12 protein-coding genes are annotated in these 14,224 nt (G+C 55.6%); 9 read left to right on the top strand and 3 right to left on the bottom strand.

What is annotated here, in order from left to right:
* Positions 1 to 9: 9 nt before the first annotated feature.
* On the top strand, positions 10 to 1,206 hold the full coding sequence (locus tag HALA3H3_RS23385) for an ATP phosphoribosyltransferase regulatory subunit (protein ID WP_022523962.1): 1,197 nt from the start codon (positions 10 to 12) through the stop codon (positions 1,204 to 1,206).
* The gene (locus tag HALA3H3_RS23380) at positions 1,206 to 2,501 is read left to right on the top strand and encodes an adenylosuccinate synthase (protein WP_022523961.1); all 1,296 of its coding nucleotides are present in this window, start codon (positions 1,206 to 1,208) and stop codon (positions 2,499 to 2,501) included. Before HALA3H3_RS23385 ends, HALA3H3_RS23380 begins: the two co-directional genes overlap by 1 nt.
* Positions 2,502 to 2,569: 68 nt before the next feature.
* On the opposite strand, the gene cobO is transcribed toward HALA3H3_RS23380, so the two are convergent.
* Positions 2,570 to 3,169: a cob(I)yrinic acid a,c-diamide adenosyltransferase gene (cobO, locus tag HALA3H3_RS23375; protein WP_022523960.1), complete on the bottom strand. Its 600-nt coding sequence runs from the start codon at positions 3,167 to 3,169 to the stop codon at positions 2,570 to 2,572.
* Between the two features lie 248 nt (positions 3,170 to 3,417).
* Between cobO and HALA3H3_RS23370 the strand changes: the two genes are divergently transcribed.
* From HALA3H3_RS23370 to HALA3H3_RS23355, 4 genes are all read left to right on the top strand, one after another.
* Positions 3,418 to 3,903: a YajQ family cyclic di-GMP-binding protein gene (locus HALA3H3_RS23370; protein WP_007114656.1), complete on the top strand. Its 486-nt coding sequence runs from the start codon at positions 3,418 to 3,420 to the stop codon at positions 3,901 to 3,903.
* Positions 3,904 to 3,970: 67 nt separating this feature from the next.
* Positions 3,971 to 6,601 (top strand): aminopeptidase N, encoded by a 2,631-nt coding sequence (gene pepN / locus HALA3H3_RS23365; RefSeq protein WP_022523959.1) that lies wholly within the window; start codon positions 3,971 to 3,973, stop codon positions 6,599 to 6,601.
* 55 nt (positions 6,602 to 6,656) lie between these two features.
* A complete protein-coding gene (gene yegS / locus HALA3H3_RS23360) occupies positions 6,657 to 7,616 on the top strand; it encodes a lipid kinase YegS (RefSeq protein WP_022523958.1) in 960 nt (319 codons plus the stop codon).
* A gap of 44 nt (positions 7,617 to 7,660) precedes the next feature.
* The gene (locus tag HALA3H3_RS23355) at positions 7,661 to 8,551 is read left to right on the top strand and encodes a hypothetical protein (protein WP_022523957.1); all 891 of its coding nucleotides are present in this window, start codon (positions 7,661 to 7,663) and stop codon (positions 8,549 to 8,551) included.
* 69 nt (positions 8,552 to 8,620) lie between these two features.
* Here the strand turns inward: HALA3H3_RS23355 and HALA3H3_RS23350 are convergent, their stop codons facing one another.
* Positions 8,621 to 8,824, bottom strand: a complete 204-nt coding sequence (locus HALA3H3_RS23350) for a cold-shock protein (RefSeq protein WP_007114660.1) — start codon at positions 8,822 to 8,824, stop codon at positions 8,621 to 8,623.
* A gap of 133 nt (positions 8,825 to 8,957) precedes the next feature.
* On the opposite strand from HALA3H3_RS23350, the gene HALA3H3_RS23345 reads away from it, so the two are divergent.
* Complete coding sequence (locus tag HALA3H3_RS23345) at positions 8,958 to 9,614, top strand: LysE family translocator (protein WP_022523956.1); 657 nt, start codon at positions 8,958 to 8,960, stop codon at positions 9,612 to 9,614.
* Positions 9,615 to 9,649: 35 nt separating this feature from the next.
* Here HALA3H3_RS23345 and HALA3H3_RS23340 read toward each other — a convergent pair whose 3' ends face one another.
* Positions 9,650 to 11,599 carry a transglycosylase SLT domain-containing protein gene (locus tag HALA3H3_RS23340; RefSeq protein WP_022523955.1) on the bottom strand — a complete coding sequence of 650 codons (1,950 nt, stop codon included), beginning with the start codon at positions 11,597 to 11,599 and terminating at the stop codon, positions 9,650 to 9,652.
* A 139-nt stretch (positions 11,600 to 11,738) separates the two neighbouring features.
* Here HALA3H3_RS23340 and HALA3H3_RS23335 point away from each other — a divergent pair, with 139 nt between their 5' ends.
* Both HALA3H3_RS23335 and htpG read left to right on the top strand, forming a co-directional pair.
* The gene (locus tag HALA3H3_RS23335) at positions 11,739 to 12,071 is read left to right on the top strand and encodes a YkvA family protein (RefSeq protein WP_022523954.1); all 333 of its coding nucleotides are present in this window, start codon (positions 11,739 to 11,741) and stop codon (positions 12,069 to 12,071) included.
* A gap of 151 nt (positions 12,072 to 12,222) precedes the next feature.
* Positions 12,223 to 14,157 (top strand): molecular chaperone HtpG, encoded by a 1,935-nt coding sequence (gene htpG, locus HALA3H3_RS23330; protein WP_022523953.1) that lies wholly within the window; start codon positions 12,223 to 12,225, stop codon positions 14,155 to 14,157.
* Positions 14,158 to 14,224 lie beyond the last annotated feature (67 nt).

Raw genomic sequence — 14,224 nt, 5'->3', positions numbered from 1 at the left:
GCAATCGTCATGACCATCGCTGACCGCTGGCTACTGCCCGACGGCATGGATGAGGTGCTCCCGCCTCAGGCAAGCCGTATGGAAGAGCTGCGCCGCGCGCTGCTCGATCTTTACCACTGCTGGGGCTACGACCAAGTTATGCCGCCTCCAGTGGAGTTTCTGGATTCGCTGTTAACCGGCACCGGTACGGATCTGGATCTTCAGACCTTCAAACTGACTGATCAGTTGACCGGCCGTATGATGGGCGCCTCGGCGGACGTTACGCCGCAGGTTGCGCGTATGGATGCCCATTCGCTAAAGCGTCAGGGGCCGGTGCGCCTTTGCTACTGCACTAATGTACTGCGTGCTAAGGCAGACCAGCATCAGGGAGGGCGTAGCCCGGTACAGGTGGGTGCTGAGCTGTTTGGTCATGCCGGGCTAGAAGCGGACAGTGAGATAATTCACTTGGCGCTGGCCAGTATGAAGGCCGCGGGCGCTGAGGAGATTCACTTGGCGTTGGGGCATATCGGTATCTATCGAAGCCTTGCAGAAGCGGCAGCGCTCAGTGACGAGCAGGAGCGTGCGTTATTTGAGGCGTTAGCGCTAAAATCACCCAGTCAACTGGCGCAGCATGTAGATGCCAGCGTCAGCGACCCGGCCTTAGCGGACATGCTGTTAGCTCTGGGTGATCTGCACGGCGGTGCGGATGTTTTACGCCAGGCGCGGGAGCGTTTTGCCGGTGCGCCGGCCTCGGTCACGGCGGCACTGGATCAGTTGGATGCGCTCTATCAAGGGGTGCTGGCACGCTTTGATGTGTCGCTCTACTTTGACTTGGCGGAACTGCGCGGCTATCAATACCACACGGGTATGATGTTTGCCGCTTATGTGCCGGGCTACGGACATGCGTTGGCTAAAGGCGGACGTTATGACGATACCGGGCGGGCTTTTGGTCGTGCGCGCCCGGCCACCGGCTTCTCGATGGATCTGAAACAGCTGGCGTCGCTGGCGCTGGCCTCCCCGAGTCGCGGGGCTATTTGGTCGCCCGCTGTGCAGGATGAGTCGCTCAACGCTGCCATTGTCGCGCTGCGTGAGCAGGGGGAACGCGTGATTCAAGCGCTGCCAGGGCAGCGTACTGGGCCGGCGGAGCATGAGTGTGACCGCCGTCTTGAGCTTATCGATGGTCGTTGGCAGCCAACGGCCCTGACACAAGAGACGAGTGCATCATAATGGGTAAGAATGTCGTAGTGCTGGGCACCCAATGGGGTGACGAAGGCAAGGGTAAAATCGTTGACCTGCTGACTGAATCCGCATCCGCCGTGGTGCGTTTTCAAGGTGGCCATAACGCGGGTCATACGCTGGTCATCGACGGTGAAAAGACCGTTCTTCACCTGATTCCATCTGGCGTTTTGCGCCCAGGCAAAACCTGCGTGATTGGTAATGGTGTGGTGCTTTCGCCGGAAGCGCTGATCAAAGAGATCCGTGAGCTGGAAGCCAAAGGTGTGCCAGTACGCGAACGCCTGCGTCTGTCGCCAGCTTGTCCGCTGATCCTGCCCTACCATGTGCGCCTGGATCAGGCCCGTGAAAAAGCCCGTGGCATTGCCAAAATTGGCACCACTGGCCGGGGCATTGGGCCTGCCTACGAAGACAAAGTCGCCCGTCGTGGCCTGCGCTTAGGCGATATGCTGCATCGCGAACGTTTCGCTTCCAAGTTGGGCGAAGTGCTCGACTACCACAACTTCGTGTTGGTGAATTACCACGGTGAACCGGCGGTCGACTTCCAGGAAGTGCTGGACACGGCGATGCAAATGGCCGAAGAGCTGCGTCCCATGGTGTGCGATACCGTCAGTATGGTGCACGACCTGCGAAAAGCCGGTGAGAATATCCTGTTTGAAGGGGCTCAGGGCTCGCTGTTGGATATCGACCACGGTACCTACCCCTATGTAACCAGCTCTAACACCACCGCAGGCGGCACAGCCACCGGCTCTGGCGTCGGCCCGCTCTATTTGGACTACGTGCTGGGTATCACCAAGGCGTATACCACCCGTGTTGGTTCAGGCCCGTTCCCCACTGAGCTGTTCGATGTCGATGGCCGCCACCTTGCCGAGCGTGGCCACGAGTTTGGTGCTACCACTGGCCGTGCCCGCCGCTGTGGCTGGTTTGACGCTGTGGCACTGCGTCACGCGGTGCAAATCAACTCGGTCACCGGTATCTGCCTGACCAAGCTGGACGTACTGGACGGGCTGGAAAATATCCGCGTGTGCGTTGGCTATCGCAGTAAAGATGGTGACGTGCTGGAAACGCCAGTGGATTCAGAAGGCTATGAAGCTGTTGAACCCCTCTACGAAGACCTGCCAGGCTGGAAAGAGTCGACTCTAGGGGCTAAAAAGGTAGAGGATTTACCTGCCAATGCCCGCGCTTATATCAGTTACCTTGAAGAGCAGGTAGGTACCAGTATCGATATTATCTCCACCGGTCCAGACCGCATGGAAACCATCGTGCTACGTAACCCGTTCGATAGCTAAGCACGCTTTAAGCGGGCCATTAGTGAGCAGATGAGCAAAAGGGGCAACTTAGTTGCCCCTTTTGCTATTTAAAAGTCGATACCCCGACGCGCCTGCAGGCCATTGTTGAAGGCATGGCGCACTTCCTGCATTTCAGTCACTGTATCGGCCATAGCGACGAGTTCGCGGTGAGCGTTGCGGCCGGTAATAATCACTGTCTGTTCTTTAGGACGATTCTCCAGTGCTTGTTTAACGGTTTCGATCTCCAGGTAGCCAAACTTGAGCATATAGGTGATTTCGTCGAGCACCACCAGATAGGTCTCTGGGTCTGCGAGCATACGCTCAGCCTCTTTCCACACTGCTTGGCAGGCGTCGGTGTCCGCTTGGCGATTTTGCGTATCCCAGGTGAAACCGGTAGCCATTATCGCCACCTCTAGATTGGCATCCTCCTCCAATCGATTGCGTTCGCCGCACTCCCACAACCCCTTGATAAACTGCACTACGCCCACTTTATAGCCATAACCCAAAGCGCGGGTGACCGTGCCCCAGGCAGCGGTTGTTTTGCCTTTACCGTTACCGGTGTTAATGATGATTAGGCCGCGCTGCTCGTTAGCACTGGCGACTTTCTCCTCTACGCGCGTTTTAAGCTTCTCCATAGAGGCTTTGTGGCGGGTGTCGCGGTCACTCATGGTATCTCCTGATAAAGCGGAAAGCTGAAAAATAGCCAATATTCATAATCCGCTAGCCTAAGCTATCAGCACAGGGTTGAACATCTTTATGGAGGTACTTGAAGATAATTTTTGTACAGGTATTTTCGGTGTTTTGTGAATATTTGTCTCAATAATGCACCCTAAAATCCAACAAAAAAGAACAGGATTGGCCCCTAGGGGGCTGGCTGCTCTAGAATAGGTGGTCATGTCTTTTCAGGAATTACATCATGCCCTCATTTGATATTGTTTCAGAGTTCGATAAACACGAAGGCGCTAACGCCGTAGACCAAGCTAACCGGGAAGTGCAGTCACGGTTCGATTTTAAGGGGGTCGATGCCAGCTTCACCCTTGAAGGTGACAAAGTGCAGCTAGAGGCGGAAGTCGATTTCCAGCTCAAGCAGATGCTCGATGTGCTGCGAGCCCGTTTAATCGCCCGGGGTATCGATGCCCGCTGTATGGATGTTCAAGACCCGGTGCTCTCCGGCGTGAAAGCACGCCAGGAAGTCGCTCTCAAGGAGGGGCTCGACGCGGCGGAAGCCAAAGATGTGGTCAAGCGCATCAAGGCCAGCAAGCTCAAAGTGCAGGCGCAAATTCAAGGTGAGAAAGTGCGTGTAACGGGTAAAAAGCGCGACGATTTACAAGCTGTTATGGCATTGCTGCGCGGCGAAGAGGGGCCGGATTTACCGCTCCAATTCGATAACTTCCGCGACTAGGTAGCGGTGTTAAGCTGTCGAACATTTTGAAGTATGTAATATTCGTTTTATACAGGAGTCACGCACTATGTCTGATCCGCAGCCGGTTTATTTAAGCGACTACCAGCCACCCGCCTACCGGGTAACTCATACCGAGCTGACGTTTGATCTTGACCCCGCCGCGACCCGTGTGAAAGCGCGACTGTTGATTGAGCGACATCCAGAAGCTGACGCTAATGCACCGCTCGCCTTAAATGGCGAGCAGCTAAAGCTTATCTCTCTGGCGATTGATGCAACGCCGCTGGATGCCGCTGCTTATGAACTAGATGATGAAGTCCTGCGCATTGCTCAGGTGCCCGAGCGTTTTGTGTTGGAGAGCGAGGTGGAGATCGCCCCGCAGGAGAATACGGCGTTAGAGGGGCTGTACCAATCCAACGGTATGTACTGCACCCAGTGCGAGGCCGAAGGCTTCCGGCGGATTACCTTTTACCCTGACCGCCCAGACGTCATGGCGACCTTTAAGGTCACTGTGATCGGCGATCAGCAGCAAGAGCCGATTTTGCTGGCTAACGGTAACCCGATTGAGCGCGGCGAGCTGGAGGGCGGTCGCCACTTTGTTACTTGGGAAGACCCGCACCCCAAGCCCTGTTACCTGTTTGCTTTGGTGGCAGGCAACCTGCATAGCGTAGAAGATCATTTCACCACCATGAGTGGGCGGGATGTCACGCTGCAAATTTGGGTAGAAAAAGAGAACCTGGATAAGACCGAGCATGCCATGGCCTCGTTAAAGCGTGCCATGGAGTGGGACGAGCAGGCGTATGGGCGCGAATACGACCTGGATCTGTTTATGATCGTGGCCGTCAATGACTTCAATATGGGGGCGATGGAGAACAAAGGCCTCAATATCTTTAACTCTGCCGCAGTCTTGACCCACCCCCAGACCGCCACCGATGCAGCGTTCCAAAACGTGGAAGGCATAGTCGCCCACGAATACTTTCACAACTGGTCGGGCAATCGCGTTACCTGCCGCGACTGGTTCCAGCTCTCGCTGAAAGAGGGCTTCACGGTCTTTCGTGACCAGTGCTTTTCAGCGGATACCAATTCAGCGCCGGTTAAGCGCATTCAGGATGTCTCCTTTTTCCGCACGGCCCAGTTTGCCGAAGATGCTGGCCCCACGGCGCATCCGATTCGTCCCGACCACTTTATCGAAATTACCAACTTCTACACCCTGACGATTTATGAGAAAGGGGCCGAAGTCGTACGCATGTTGCGTAATTTAGTAGGGGAGGAGAGCTTTCGTCGCGGTTCAGACCTTTACTTCGAGCGGTTCGACGGTCAAGCGGTGACCATTGAAGACTTTGTCGGCTGTATGGCTGAAGCCTCCGGTGAAGACTTCAGCCAGTTTATGCGCTGGTACTCCCAGGCGGGAACGCCGGATATTGATGCCCACGGTGAGTATGATTATGTTCAGGGCGAGTACCACTTGACGCTGCGTCAGCGTACGCCTGCAACACCTGGCCAGCCAGATAAGCTGCCGTTGCATATCCCGGTGCGTATGGGGCTGGTAGGTACCAAGTCGGGGCAGGATCTCACCCTGACGCTCAATGGCGAAAAGCTCGGCAAAGACGCGGTTATTCATCTACGTGACGATGAGCAAACGTTCGTATTCACCGATGTTGCCGAAGCGCCAGTGCCCTCTTTGCTACGCGAATTTTCCGCCCCGGTGAAGCTGCATTACCCCTATTCAAGGGAAGATCTCGCCTTCTTGCTGACCCACGACAGCGATGGTTTCAACCGCTGGGATGCGGGTCAACGCCTGGCGCTTTTGGCCTTGGATGACTTGATTGCTGCCCATAGGAATGGCGTCGAAAAGGTCATGGATAGCCGCGTCGTCGATGCCTTTAGAGCGCTGCTGAGCGGGCCAATGAGCGATAAGGCGGTATTGGCAGAGATGCTGGCGCTACCCTCTGAAGCATATATCGCCGAGCAGCAGCCCATTGTGGATGTAGATGCTATCCATGCCGCGCGGGAATTTGTCCGTCAGTCATTAGCCGTGGCTCTGCGGGATGAGTTTCTGGCTATCTATGAAGCCAATGTGACGGAAGAAGCGTACGCGCCGACATCTGAGCAAATAGCTCAGCGTAGCCTGAAAAACGTGGCGCTCTCTTATCTTATGTCGATTGAAGATGAGCAGGGCTTGGCACTGTGTGAAAGCCAATTCGCTGCTGACCACAATATGACCGATGTGCGTCAGGCGCTCACCCTGCTGGTGCACAGCGACCGCGACGACCTGGCTTCGCCAGCACTCAAAGCCTTCGGTGAGAAGTGGGCGCATGACCCGCTGGTGATGGATCAGTGGTTCACCGTCCAGGTATCGCGCCCTCAGCCAGATGTGCTTGAGCGGGTGAAGTACCTGATGCAGCATCCCGCCTTTTCACTCAAGAATCCCAATCGAGTCCGTGCATTGGTCGGCGCCTTTGCTCAGAACCGGGTCAATTTCCACCGTTTGGATGGTCAAGGCTACCAACTGCTGGCTGATGTGGTCATTGAGCTCAACCGGCTTAACCCGGAAATTGCCGCGCGGCTAATCACCCCGTTAACCCGCTGGCAGCGCTTTGATGAAACCCGCCAAGCACTAATGCGGTCTGAGCTTGAGCGGATCAAACAACAGCCGCTATCTTCAAATGTATACGAGGTGGTCGAGAAAGCACTGGCATAAGCGTTTAGCGCAGTAGTGAACAACCGTAGTTAAACCATGGAAAGGAATAACAATAGTGACAGACTCACAGCAACACTATTTACTGATTATCAATGGTAAATCCGCCGGTAACCCGGCATTGCGTGAAGCAGTCAATGAACAACGTCAGGCAGGGATGCTGATTACGGTTCGCGCTACCTGGGAAGGGGGCGACGCTGCGGATATTGCAGAGCAGTCTGGCGCCATGGGCATTACCCACGTGATTGCCTGTGGTGGCGATGGCACCGTCAGTGAAGTCATGAACGGGCTGATGCGCTTGCCTCATGACCGGCGTCCTGCGTTGGGCATTGTGCCCCTAGGCAGTGCCAATGATTTTGCTACCTCCGTTGGTTTACCGCTGGAGCCAGGCGCCGCTTTGGCCGCTGCACGGGAGTTAAGCGCCTATCCCATTGATGTTGTGCGCGTGACCGCAGGTGCAGGTGGCGAATCGTCCACCAGCTACTATATCAACATGACCACCGGTGGGTTTGGCGCTGAAGTTACCTCGTCGACACCGAAAACGCTTAAGCGGCTGCTCGGGGGCGGGGCTTACTCAGTGATGGGCGCGCTGAAGGCTTGGCGCCACCGCAGCTATCGCGGCACGCTCCATTGGGACGAAAAAGAGGAGAGTGCGTCTTTGTTGCTACTGGCGCTAGGTAATGGCCGCCAGTCGGGCGGGGGACAGGTACTGGGGCCGCGTGCCAAGCTGGATGATGGCCGTCTGGACGTGCTGCTGGTCAAAGACTTTCGGTCGATAACGGAACTGACCAAGCTCATTAGCGAGCTGCAGAGTTTCCCCTATGACGGGCGATTCGTGCGCTACTTCACCACGACCCAACTAACCGTGACCACCCAGGCAAATGGTTCGCCCTGGCCACTCACGTTAGACGGCGAAGCGCGCTACTATGACCAGTTCTGCGCGGAAGTAGTGCCCCTTGCTCTGCGTGTGTTACTGCCTGAGGAGTGCCCGTTGCTCTCCTCGACCAGCCGGCCTTAGTTCTTTTGGCTCACATTGTTAACGTTATAAAGGAGAAGAATTAAATGGCAAATCGCGTGTGGATACCCGCGCTCGCCGCCGTGGCTCTTTTGCTGAGTGCCTGCGGTGACTCCCAGGAAGATCCCAGCGTGACACCCGATGATAATGCTGCGGTGACGGATGAAGAAACGGCTCGTGATGAGGGGGCGGGCGAAGAAGCGTCGGTCACGGCTGAAAACGCGACTGAGATGTCCAGTCCTGAAGAAGTAGAGGATGATATTGAGGAGCGCCAAGCTGCTGAGGAGCTTGAGCGAGCGGAAGCGCTGCGCGAGGATAGCGACACTCAGGCTAGTGATCCCCAATCCAGCGGCACTCAGTCCAGTGGCAGTGCGACGGCTGGCGGTGAAGAGGTTGAGGCTGGTGAAGACACCTTGGCGGCGGATCCTGAAGAGGTGCTCGATGAAGAGAGCGCTATGCCGGGTGAAGCTACACGTTCCGATGTAGATGACATCATTGCCGAAACTGAACGCCGTTTTGAAGAGGCCGAGCAGCGTTTGGAGGAGCAGTTTCAGGAGGTAGAGCAGCAGGCGCCAACCTTGGAGCCGATGGAGAACGAGGATGTACCGCCTAGCTGGGACACCGAAAGCAGTCTGCCCGAGCGCACACCCTTGCAGGATGACAGTGATGTAACCGATGTTGACGCCTTGATTGAAGACACCGAACGTCGCTTTGAAGAAGCGCAGCAGCGGCTTGAGGAACAATTCCAAGAGTTGGAGAATCGTGAGGCGGAGAGTGGTGCTGTGGTCGAGCCGTCAGGCGAGCTTGATAGCAATGACTTTGACAGCAATGACTCCGATAGCGGTGATTCTGATAATCGTGATGTCGATAGCGCTGGAGATAGCCAGGAAACCGGTGCTAATGGAGAGTCGCGGAGTGAGAGAGGATCGCTTGAGTGATTCTCTTTAGCCAATAGTCAGGCAATAAAAAAGGCCCGCGTATGCGGGCCTTTGTCCATCCGTTAGCAATTAAGCTGGGCGGATGTTGGAAGCCTGAAGGCCTTTTTTACCCTGAGTCACTTCAAAGCTGACTTTTTGACCGTCTTGCAGGGTCTTGAAGCCTTCAGCTTGAATTTCGGAGAAGTGGGCGAACAGATCGTCTCCGCCGTCATCAGGAGAGATGAAGCCGAAGCCTTTAGTGTCGTTGAACCACTTAACAGTGCCAGTTGCCATTTTCTATTTCCTTAACGTGCTTAGTAATCACGGGCAACTCTATTGTCCACCCGCTACAATTACTCTAGATGTAAACACGGCTGTCGTCCAGCGACATTCCTAAGATTTTTTATTTGGTTGCGAGCAAGCACAAATGATGCAGTTAGGTTTTATTGATGCGCAGTTTATTTCCTTTTTGGTAGCGATCACGTTGCTGACGATAAGCCCCGGTGTTGATACGTTGCTGGTGATACGCAATACGGCCCGCGGAGGCATCCGCGATGGGGTCACCACGAGTTTAGCTATCTGCTGCGGCCTGTTTGTGCATGCCACGATTTCTGCATTGGGCATTTCGTTGATCCTGCTCCAGTCGGCCTGGGCGTTTCATATGCTGAAGCTGCTGGGGGCGGGCTACCTAATTTGGCTGGGTATTACCAGCTTGTTAGCAGCGCGGAAAGGCCAGCCACTGCCGGTTAATGGTGTGCTAGAAGGTGTGCCTGCCGTTTCGCGCTGGCAGCCGGTTAAAGAGGGTTTTTTGTCCAATGTGTTGAATCCCAAAACCGTAGTGTTCTACATGGCTTTTTTGCCTCAGTTCATTGCTCCTGGGGATCCTGCGCTACTGAAGTCGCTATGGCTGGCAGGGGTGCACTTTATCATCGCCAATATTTGGCAAATCAGCGTGGTCATGATGGTGGGAAGCGCCGGCAAATGGTTGGCTAACGCACGTTTTGCGCAAGCGCTTAATGCCGTGACGGGCAGTGTATTGGTGGTGTTTGGTATTCGGCTGGCATTAACACAGCGCCCGGTATAAACCAGGCGCTGGTAATATGGTAAGTAGAGAAGGGCTTAGCGGCGGGCCAGCAGGGCTCGGTCGTAGCGTACCTGCTGCTCGTTATCGCTAAGTAGTGAAACGCCTTCGCTGCTGCCACCGTTAGCGAGGCTTTCAAAAATCACCCGATAGCTAAGCACCGCCTGCACGTAGTCGCGAGTTTCGCGGAAAGGGATGCTCTCTACAAAGAGATCAAAGGCCTCTACGCCATCGCCCAGCCACTGATCGACGCGGCCAGGGCCCGCATTATAAGCCGCTGCGGCGGCCAGTCGATTGCCCTGGTAGCGTTGCAGCTTGTCGCGCAGGTAGGTGCTGCCCAGGCGAATATTAAGCTCTGGGTCGAGAACGCCGTAGGGGCCAGGATCGCTAATGCCCAATTCGCGACTGACTTGGCTGGCGGTACCGGGCATTAGCTGCATTAATCCACGCGCCCCGGCCGGTGAAAGGGCGTTAGGGTTGTAAGCGCTTTCACGCCGGGTAATGGCCATCAATAGGTATGGATCCACGCCGGTGAGACGGCCCCAATGTTGAAAGCTGTCGTGGTAGGCCTGGGGGAAGCGCCAATCCAAGGCGTCCCACATTTCAGCGGCAATGGTGGTTTGCACCAGGCGCGCATGCCACTGCTGTTGAGCGGCATAGTCGGCTAGCGCTCGTGCCTGTTGCGGCGAACCGCTCTGCACCGCGTGCAGCCACTCACTGTTGGCGAGACCATCCTCACCAATGCGTAGCAAGGCCTCGGTGCGCTGAACGGCGGGTAGTTGGGCAATACGTTGACGCGACGCTTCGTCAAAATGATTGCGTTCAAGATTCAGTTGATAGGGTTGGCCGAGCTTTTCTGCTGCTGCAAAGCCGTAAAAACTGCGATCCTGCGCAGCCTGTTGGTAGCGTGCTTCGGCGGCCGCCTGGTTGCCAAGCTGCTCATTGGCGCGGCCCAGCCAATACTGCCAACGGCTATTCTCCTGCTGGATAGCGGGCATTTCGGCAATCCAGTAGAGCACTCCGTTCCAATCCCGGCTAGCCAGCGCATTGCGGACACGCAGCTCTAATACGCGCTCGCTTTCCAGGCCCGGTAGCACGCTGTCAACCCAGCTTAGCGTGCCCGGTACATTGCGCACCAGGGCGTAAAAAGCCAGTTCTTCTTCAATAGCTTGACGGTCACTGGGCAGCAGGTTTAAACGCGACGAGAGCGTCTGCCAGGCGGCAAAGGCTGCAGGCGTATCTTCACGGGTGTAGCGCTGCATGGCGGCCCGGTAGAAGCTTGCCGTGGCGGCACACTCGGGGCCTAGGCAGCTGGGCGCCTGGGTAATGGCGCTGCTGCGCGCGGTGGCACTATCCACCGTCTCTAGAGCGGTTTGCCACTGACCGCTTAATAGCCCACCAAGATAGCTCGATAGGCGCGTTTCTCCCGCCTGCCAGGCGAGCATTTTACGCTCCCAAATAGCTGTGGCATCAATAGTGCCATTGGCCCGCAGGCGTGCAAATAGCGGGTCGCAAGCATTAGGCTGCGAGCTGCCTACGCGCCATAAAGCCAACCCCGCTTCGCTCGCCTGCTGAGGCTGCTCATCCAGCAGCGCCGTGTAGTAGTAGCACTGGCGAACCGTGCCCGCAGGCTCGCCATCGGCCACTGCCAGCAGGTCGCTATAGCGACCCGCATGGCCATACTTTGCGATCGCTTGACCACGCAGCCACCCTGCTAGAGGAGAGTCTGCGTGCTGGTCGATAAATTGATGCACCCTTTCAGGAGCCACGTTAGGCAATTGCCCCCTTAAGCGGTGGTACTCCACATAGCCACGCAGCGGGTGGTCTTCAATTGAGCGCTCATCGACCCGTGCCCACTGCTGCTCGCGGGCAGCAGCGAGGGCATCGCGTAACTCACTATCGGATGCGGCCCACGAAAGTGCAGGTAATCCCGCCAGTAGTGCTGTACACAGCACGCGGGCGGTATGGCGAAATGGCGAAACCAACATGGTGCTCTCTCTCTGTAAATCGGTGTCACTTAATCGGGGCTCGGGAGCAGCCCACGCAGTTTGCGGTGCAACCGCTATACTGAACGAATATTAGCCGTCATGATCTGACAGCCCAGATACTAAAAGGATTTAATTACCTATGGCCCCATTATCCACTTGGTCGTTGCTGCGTCGACTCAAATCCCGCGTTTGGGCGACAAAACGTATAGTGCGTGCTTTAAAACTGTTTATCCCCATGACGCGAGACGTCATGCGTGGCGATTTTCGGCCTATTCCCTGGTCGGCATTCGGCATGATGGCATTAGCGCTGGGTTATTTGGTACTGCCGTTCGATCTGATACCCGATTTTCTGATGCTAATCGGCGTGGTGGATGACGTGCTGATTGTCGGCTGGCTGCTCAATCGTATCGATCAGCGCCTGGAAGGCTATCGAGCCTGGAAATATACCGATCCCGATATGACGCCTTCTTGACCCCAGCGGCTTGCTACCGCCAGTGGCTTCTTGATCAAGGCTGCTTGAAAAATCGCTGCCTATCCCCATATCTACTCCACGAAACCATTTTATCCCACTGCATCTACACGCAGAGGGATGCGACTCAACGTGATTGATAAGGGCTAAGCGCATGACTACAGCTACCCACGAACAAGCGACTGATAAATCGGCTAACCACGAAGAAACGCTAGGCTTTCAGACGGAAGTTAAGCAACTGCTGAATTTGATGATTCACTCCCTGTACTCTAACCGGGAGATTTTCTTACGCGAGCTTATCTCAAACGCCGCCGACGCCTGCGATAAGCTACGTTACGCGGCTCTCGATAACGATGCGCTCTACGAAGGCGACAGCGAACTACGCATTGAAATCGAACACGACCGCGATGCCAACACTATCACCCTACGTGATAATGGCGTTGGCATGAACCGGGAAGACGTGATCGCCAACTTGGGTACCATTGCGCGTTCCGGTACCGCTGAGTTTCTCAAGCAGCTCTCTGGTGAGCAGCAGAAAGACGCCAAGCTAATCGGTCAGTTCGGCGTTGGTTTCTACTCGGGTTTTATCGTCGCTGATGAAATTTCGGTGCGCACCCGCAAGGCGGGTACAGACGCTTCAGAAGGCGTTGAGTGGCGCTCGAAAGGGGAAGGTGAATTTACCGTTGCCGATATTGAGCGTGCTCAGCACGGTACAGAAATCACTCTGCATCTGAAAGAGGACGCCAAAGAGTTTGCTGACGACTATCGGCTGCAGGGCTTGGTTCGTAAGTACTCGGATCATATCGAAGTCCCCGTGCGCATGCCGAAAACAGAAACGGCGAAGGACGACGAGGGCAATCCTATCGAGGGTAGTGAAGTGACTACCTGGGAAACCGTTAACGAGGCGACGGCGCTGTGGTCGCGTCCCAAGAGCGAGGTTTCCGACGATGAGTACAAGGCGTTCTACAAGCACGTTGCCCACGATTTCTCTGACCCCCTGACCTGGAGCCACAACAAGGTCGAAGGCAAGCTCGAATACACTAGCCTGCTCTATGTACCGGGTCGGGCACCTTTTGACCTGTTTGAGCGCGACGGTGCCCGGGGCGTTAAGCTCTACGTTCAGCGTGTCTTTATTATGGACGATGCCGAACAGTTCCTGCCGCTCTACCTGCGCTTTATCAAAGGCGTACTGGATACCCGCGAACTGTCGCTAAACGTATCCCGTGAGCTGCTCCAGCAGGATCCCAATGTTGATAAGATCAAATCGGCGCTTACTAAGCGCGGTTTGGATATGCTGAAGAAGCTGGCCAAAGATAAAGAGCAGTACCAGACGTTCTGGAATACCTTTGGTAGCGTGTTGAAAGAAGGGCCGGGCGAAGACCCCTCTAATCGGGAAAAAATTGCTGGTCTGCTGCGCTTTGCCTCAACCCATACCGATACGGCTGCCCAGGAGCACGGGCTGGCAGACTATGTCGAGCGCATGAAAGAGGGGCAGCAGAAGATTTATTACGTCGTAGCTGATAGCTTCAATGCGGCGAAAAACAGCCCTCACCTGGAGATCTTCCGCAAAAAAGGCATCGAGGTTCTGCTGTTGTCTGACCGTATCGATGACTGGTTGATGAGCCATCTGACTGAATTCGACGGTAAAACCTTTGCTGATGTGGCCAAGGGCGAGCTTGATCTTGGCGATGTGGAAGACGAAGCAGAGAAAAAAGCTCAGGAGGAGACCGCTAAAGCCAAAGAGGAACTGGTGAAGCGCGTAAAAGAAGCGCTGGGCGATGGTGTTCAAGAGGTAAAAGTGACTCACCGCCTTACCGATTCACCGGCCTGCGTCGTGCTACCCGAGCATGAAATGGGCTACCAGATGCGCCGCATTATGGAAGCCGCCGGTCAGCCGCTGCCCGAGGTGAAGCCGATTCTTGAGCTTAACCCTAGCCACGCGCTGGTAGCGCGTTTGGAAGGGGCTGAAGGCGATCAATTTGGACAGTTAGCCCACATCCTGCTCGATCAGGCAATTATTGCAGAGGGCGGCCATCTGGATGACCCGGCTGCCTACGTGAAGCGTCTGAATAGCGTCTTGACGGCTTAATGAGCCAATAGCGTCAGACACGCGGCCCGCTTGGATTTCCAAGCGGGCCGCATCTGTTAGTGAAGAT

It is taken from the genome of Halomonas sp. A3H3, from assembly GCF_000982975.1.
GTDB classification, from domain to species: domain Bacteria; phylum Pseudomonadota; class Gammaproteobacteria; order Pseudomonadales; family Halomonadaceae; genus Vreelandella; species Vreelandella titanicae.
Note: the sequence above shows the minus strand (reverse complement) of the source record. Positions and strands in the feature narration are given on the sequence as shown.

Bases quoted from the DNA above. Each gene is read 5' to 3' on its own strand.
- HALA3H3_RS23370 (WP_007114656.1), top strand. From the start codon at position 3,418: ATGCCCTCATTTGATATTGTTTCAGAGTTCGATAAACACGAAGGCGCT.
- htpG (WP_022523953.1), top strand. From the start codon at position 12,223: ATGACTACAGCTACCCACGAACAAGCGACTGATAAATCGGCTAACCAC.
- HALA3H3_RS23355 (WP_022523957.1), top strand. From the start codon at position 7,661: ATGGCAAATCGCGTGTGGATACCCGCGCTCGCCGCCGTGGCTCTTTTG.
- pepN (WP_022523959.1), top strand. From the start codon at position 3,971: ATGTCTGATCCGCAGCCGGTTTATTTAAGCGACTACCAGCCACCCGCC.
- HALA3H3_RS23385 (WP_022523962.1), top strand. From the start codon at position 10: ATGACCATCGCTGACCGCTGGCTACTGCCCGACGGCATGGATGAGGTG.
- cobO (WP_022523960.1), bottom strand. From the start codon at position 3,169: ATGAGTGACCGCGACACCCGCCACAAAGCCTCTATGGAGAAGCTTAAA.
- HALA3H3_RS23335 (WP_022523954.1), top strand. From the start codon at position 11,739: ATGGCCCCATTATCCACTTGGTCGTTGCTGCGTCGACTCAAATCCCGC.
- HALA3H3_RS23350 (WP_007114660.1), bottom strand. From the start codon at position 8,824: ATGGCAACTGGCACTGTTAAGTGGTTCAACGACACTAAAGGCTTCGGC.
- HALA3H3_RS23340 (WP_022523955.1), bottom strand. From the start codon at position 11,599: ATGTTGGTTTCGCCATTTCGCCATACCGCCCGCGTGCTGTGTACAGCA.
- HALA3H3_RS23380 (WP_022523961.1), top strand. From the start codon at position 1,206: ATGGGTAAGAATGTCGTAGTGCTGGGCACCCAATGGGGTGACGAAGGC.
- HALA3H3_RS23345 (WP_022523956.1), top strand. From the start codon at position 8,958: ATGATGCAGTTAGGTTTTATTGATGCGCAGTTTATTTCCTTTTTGGTA.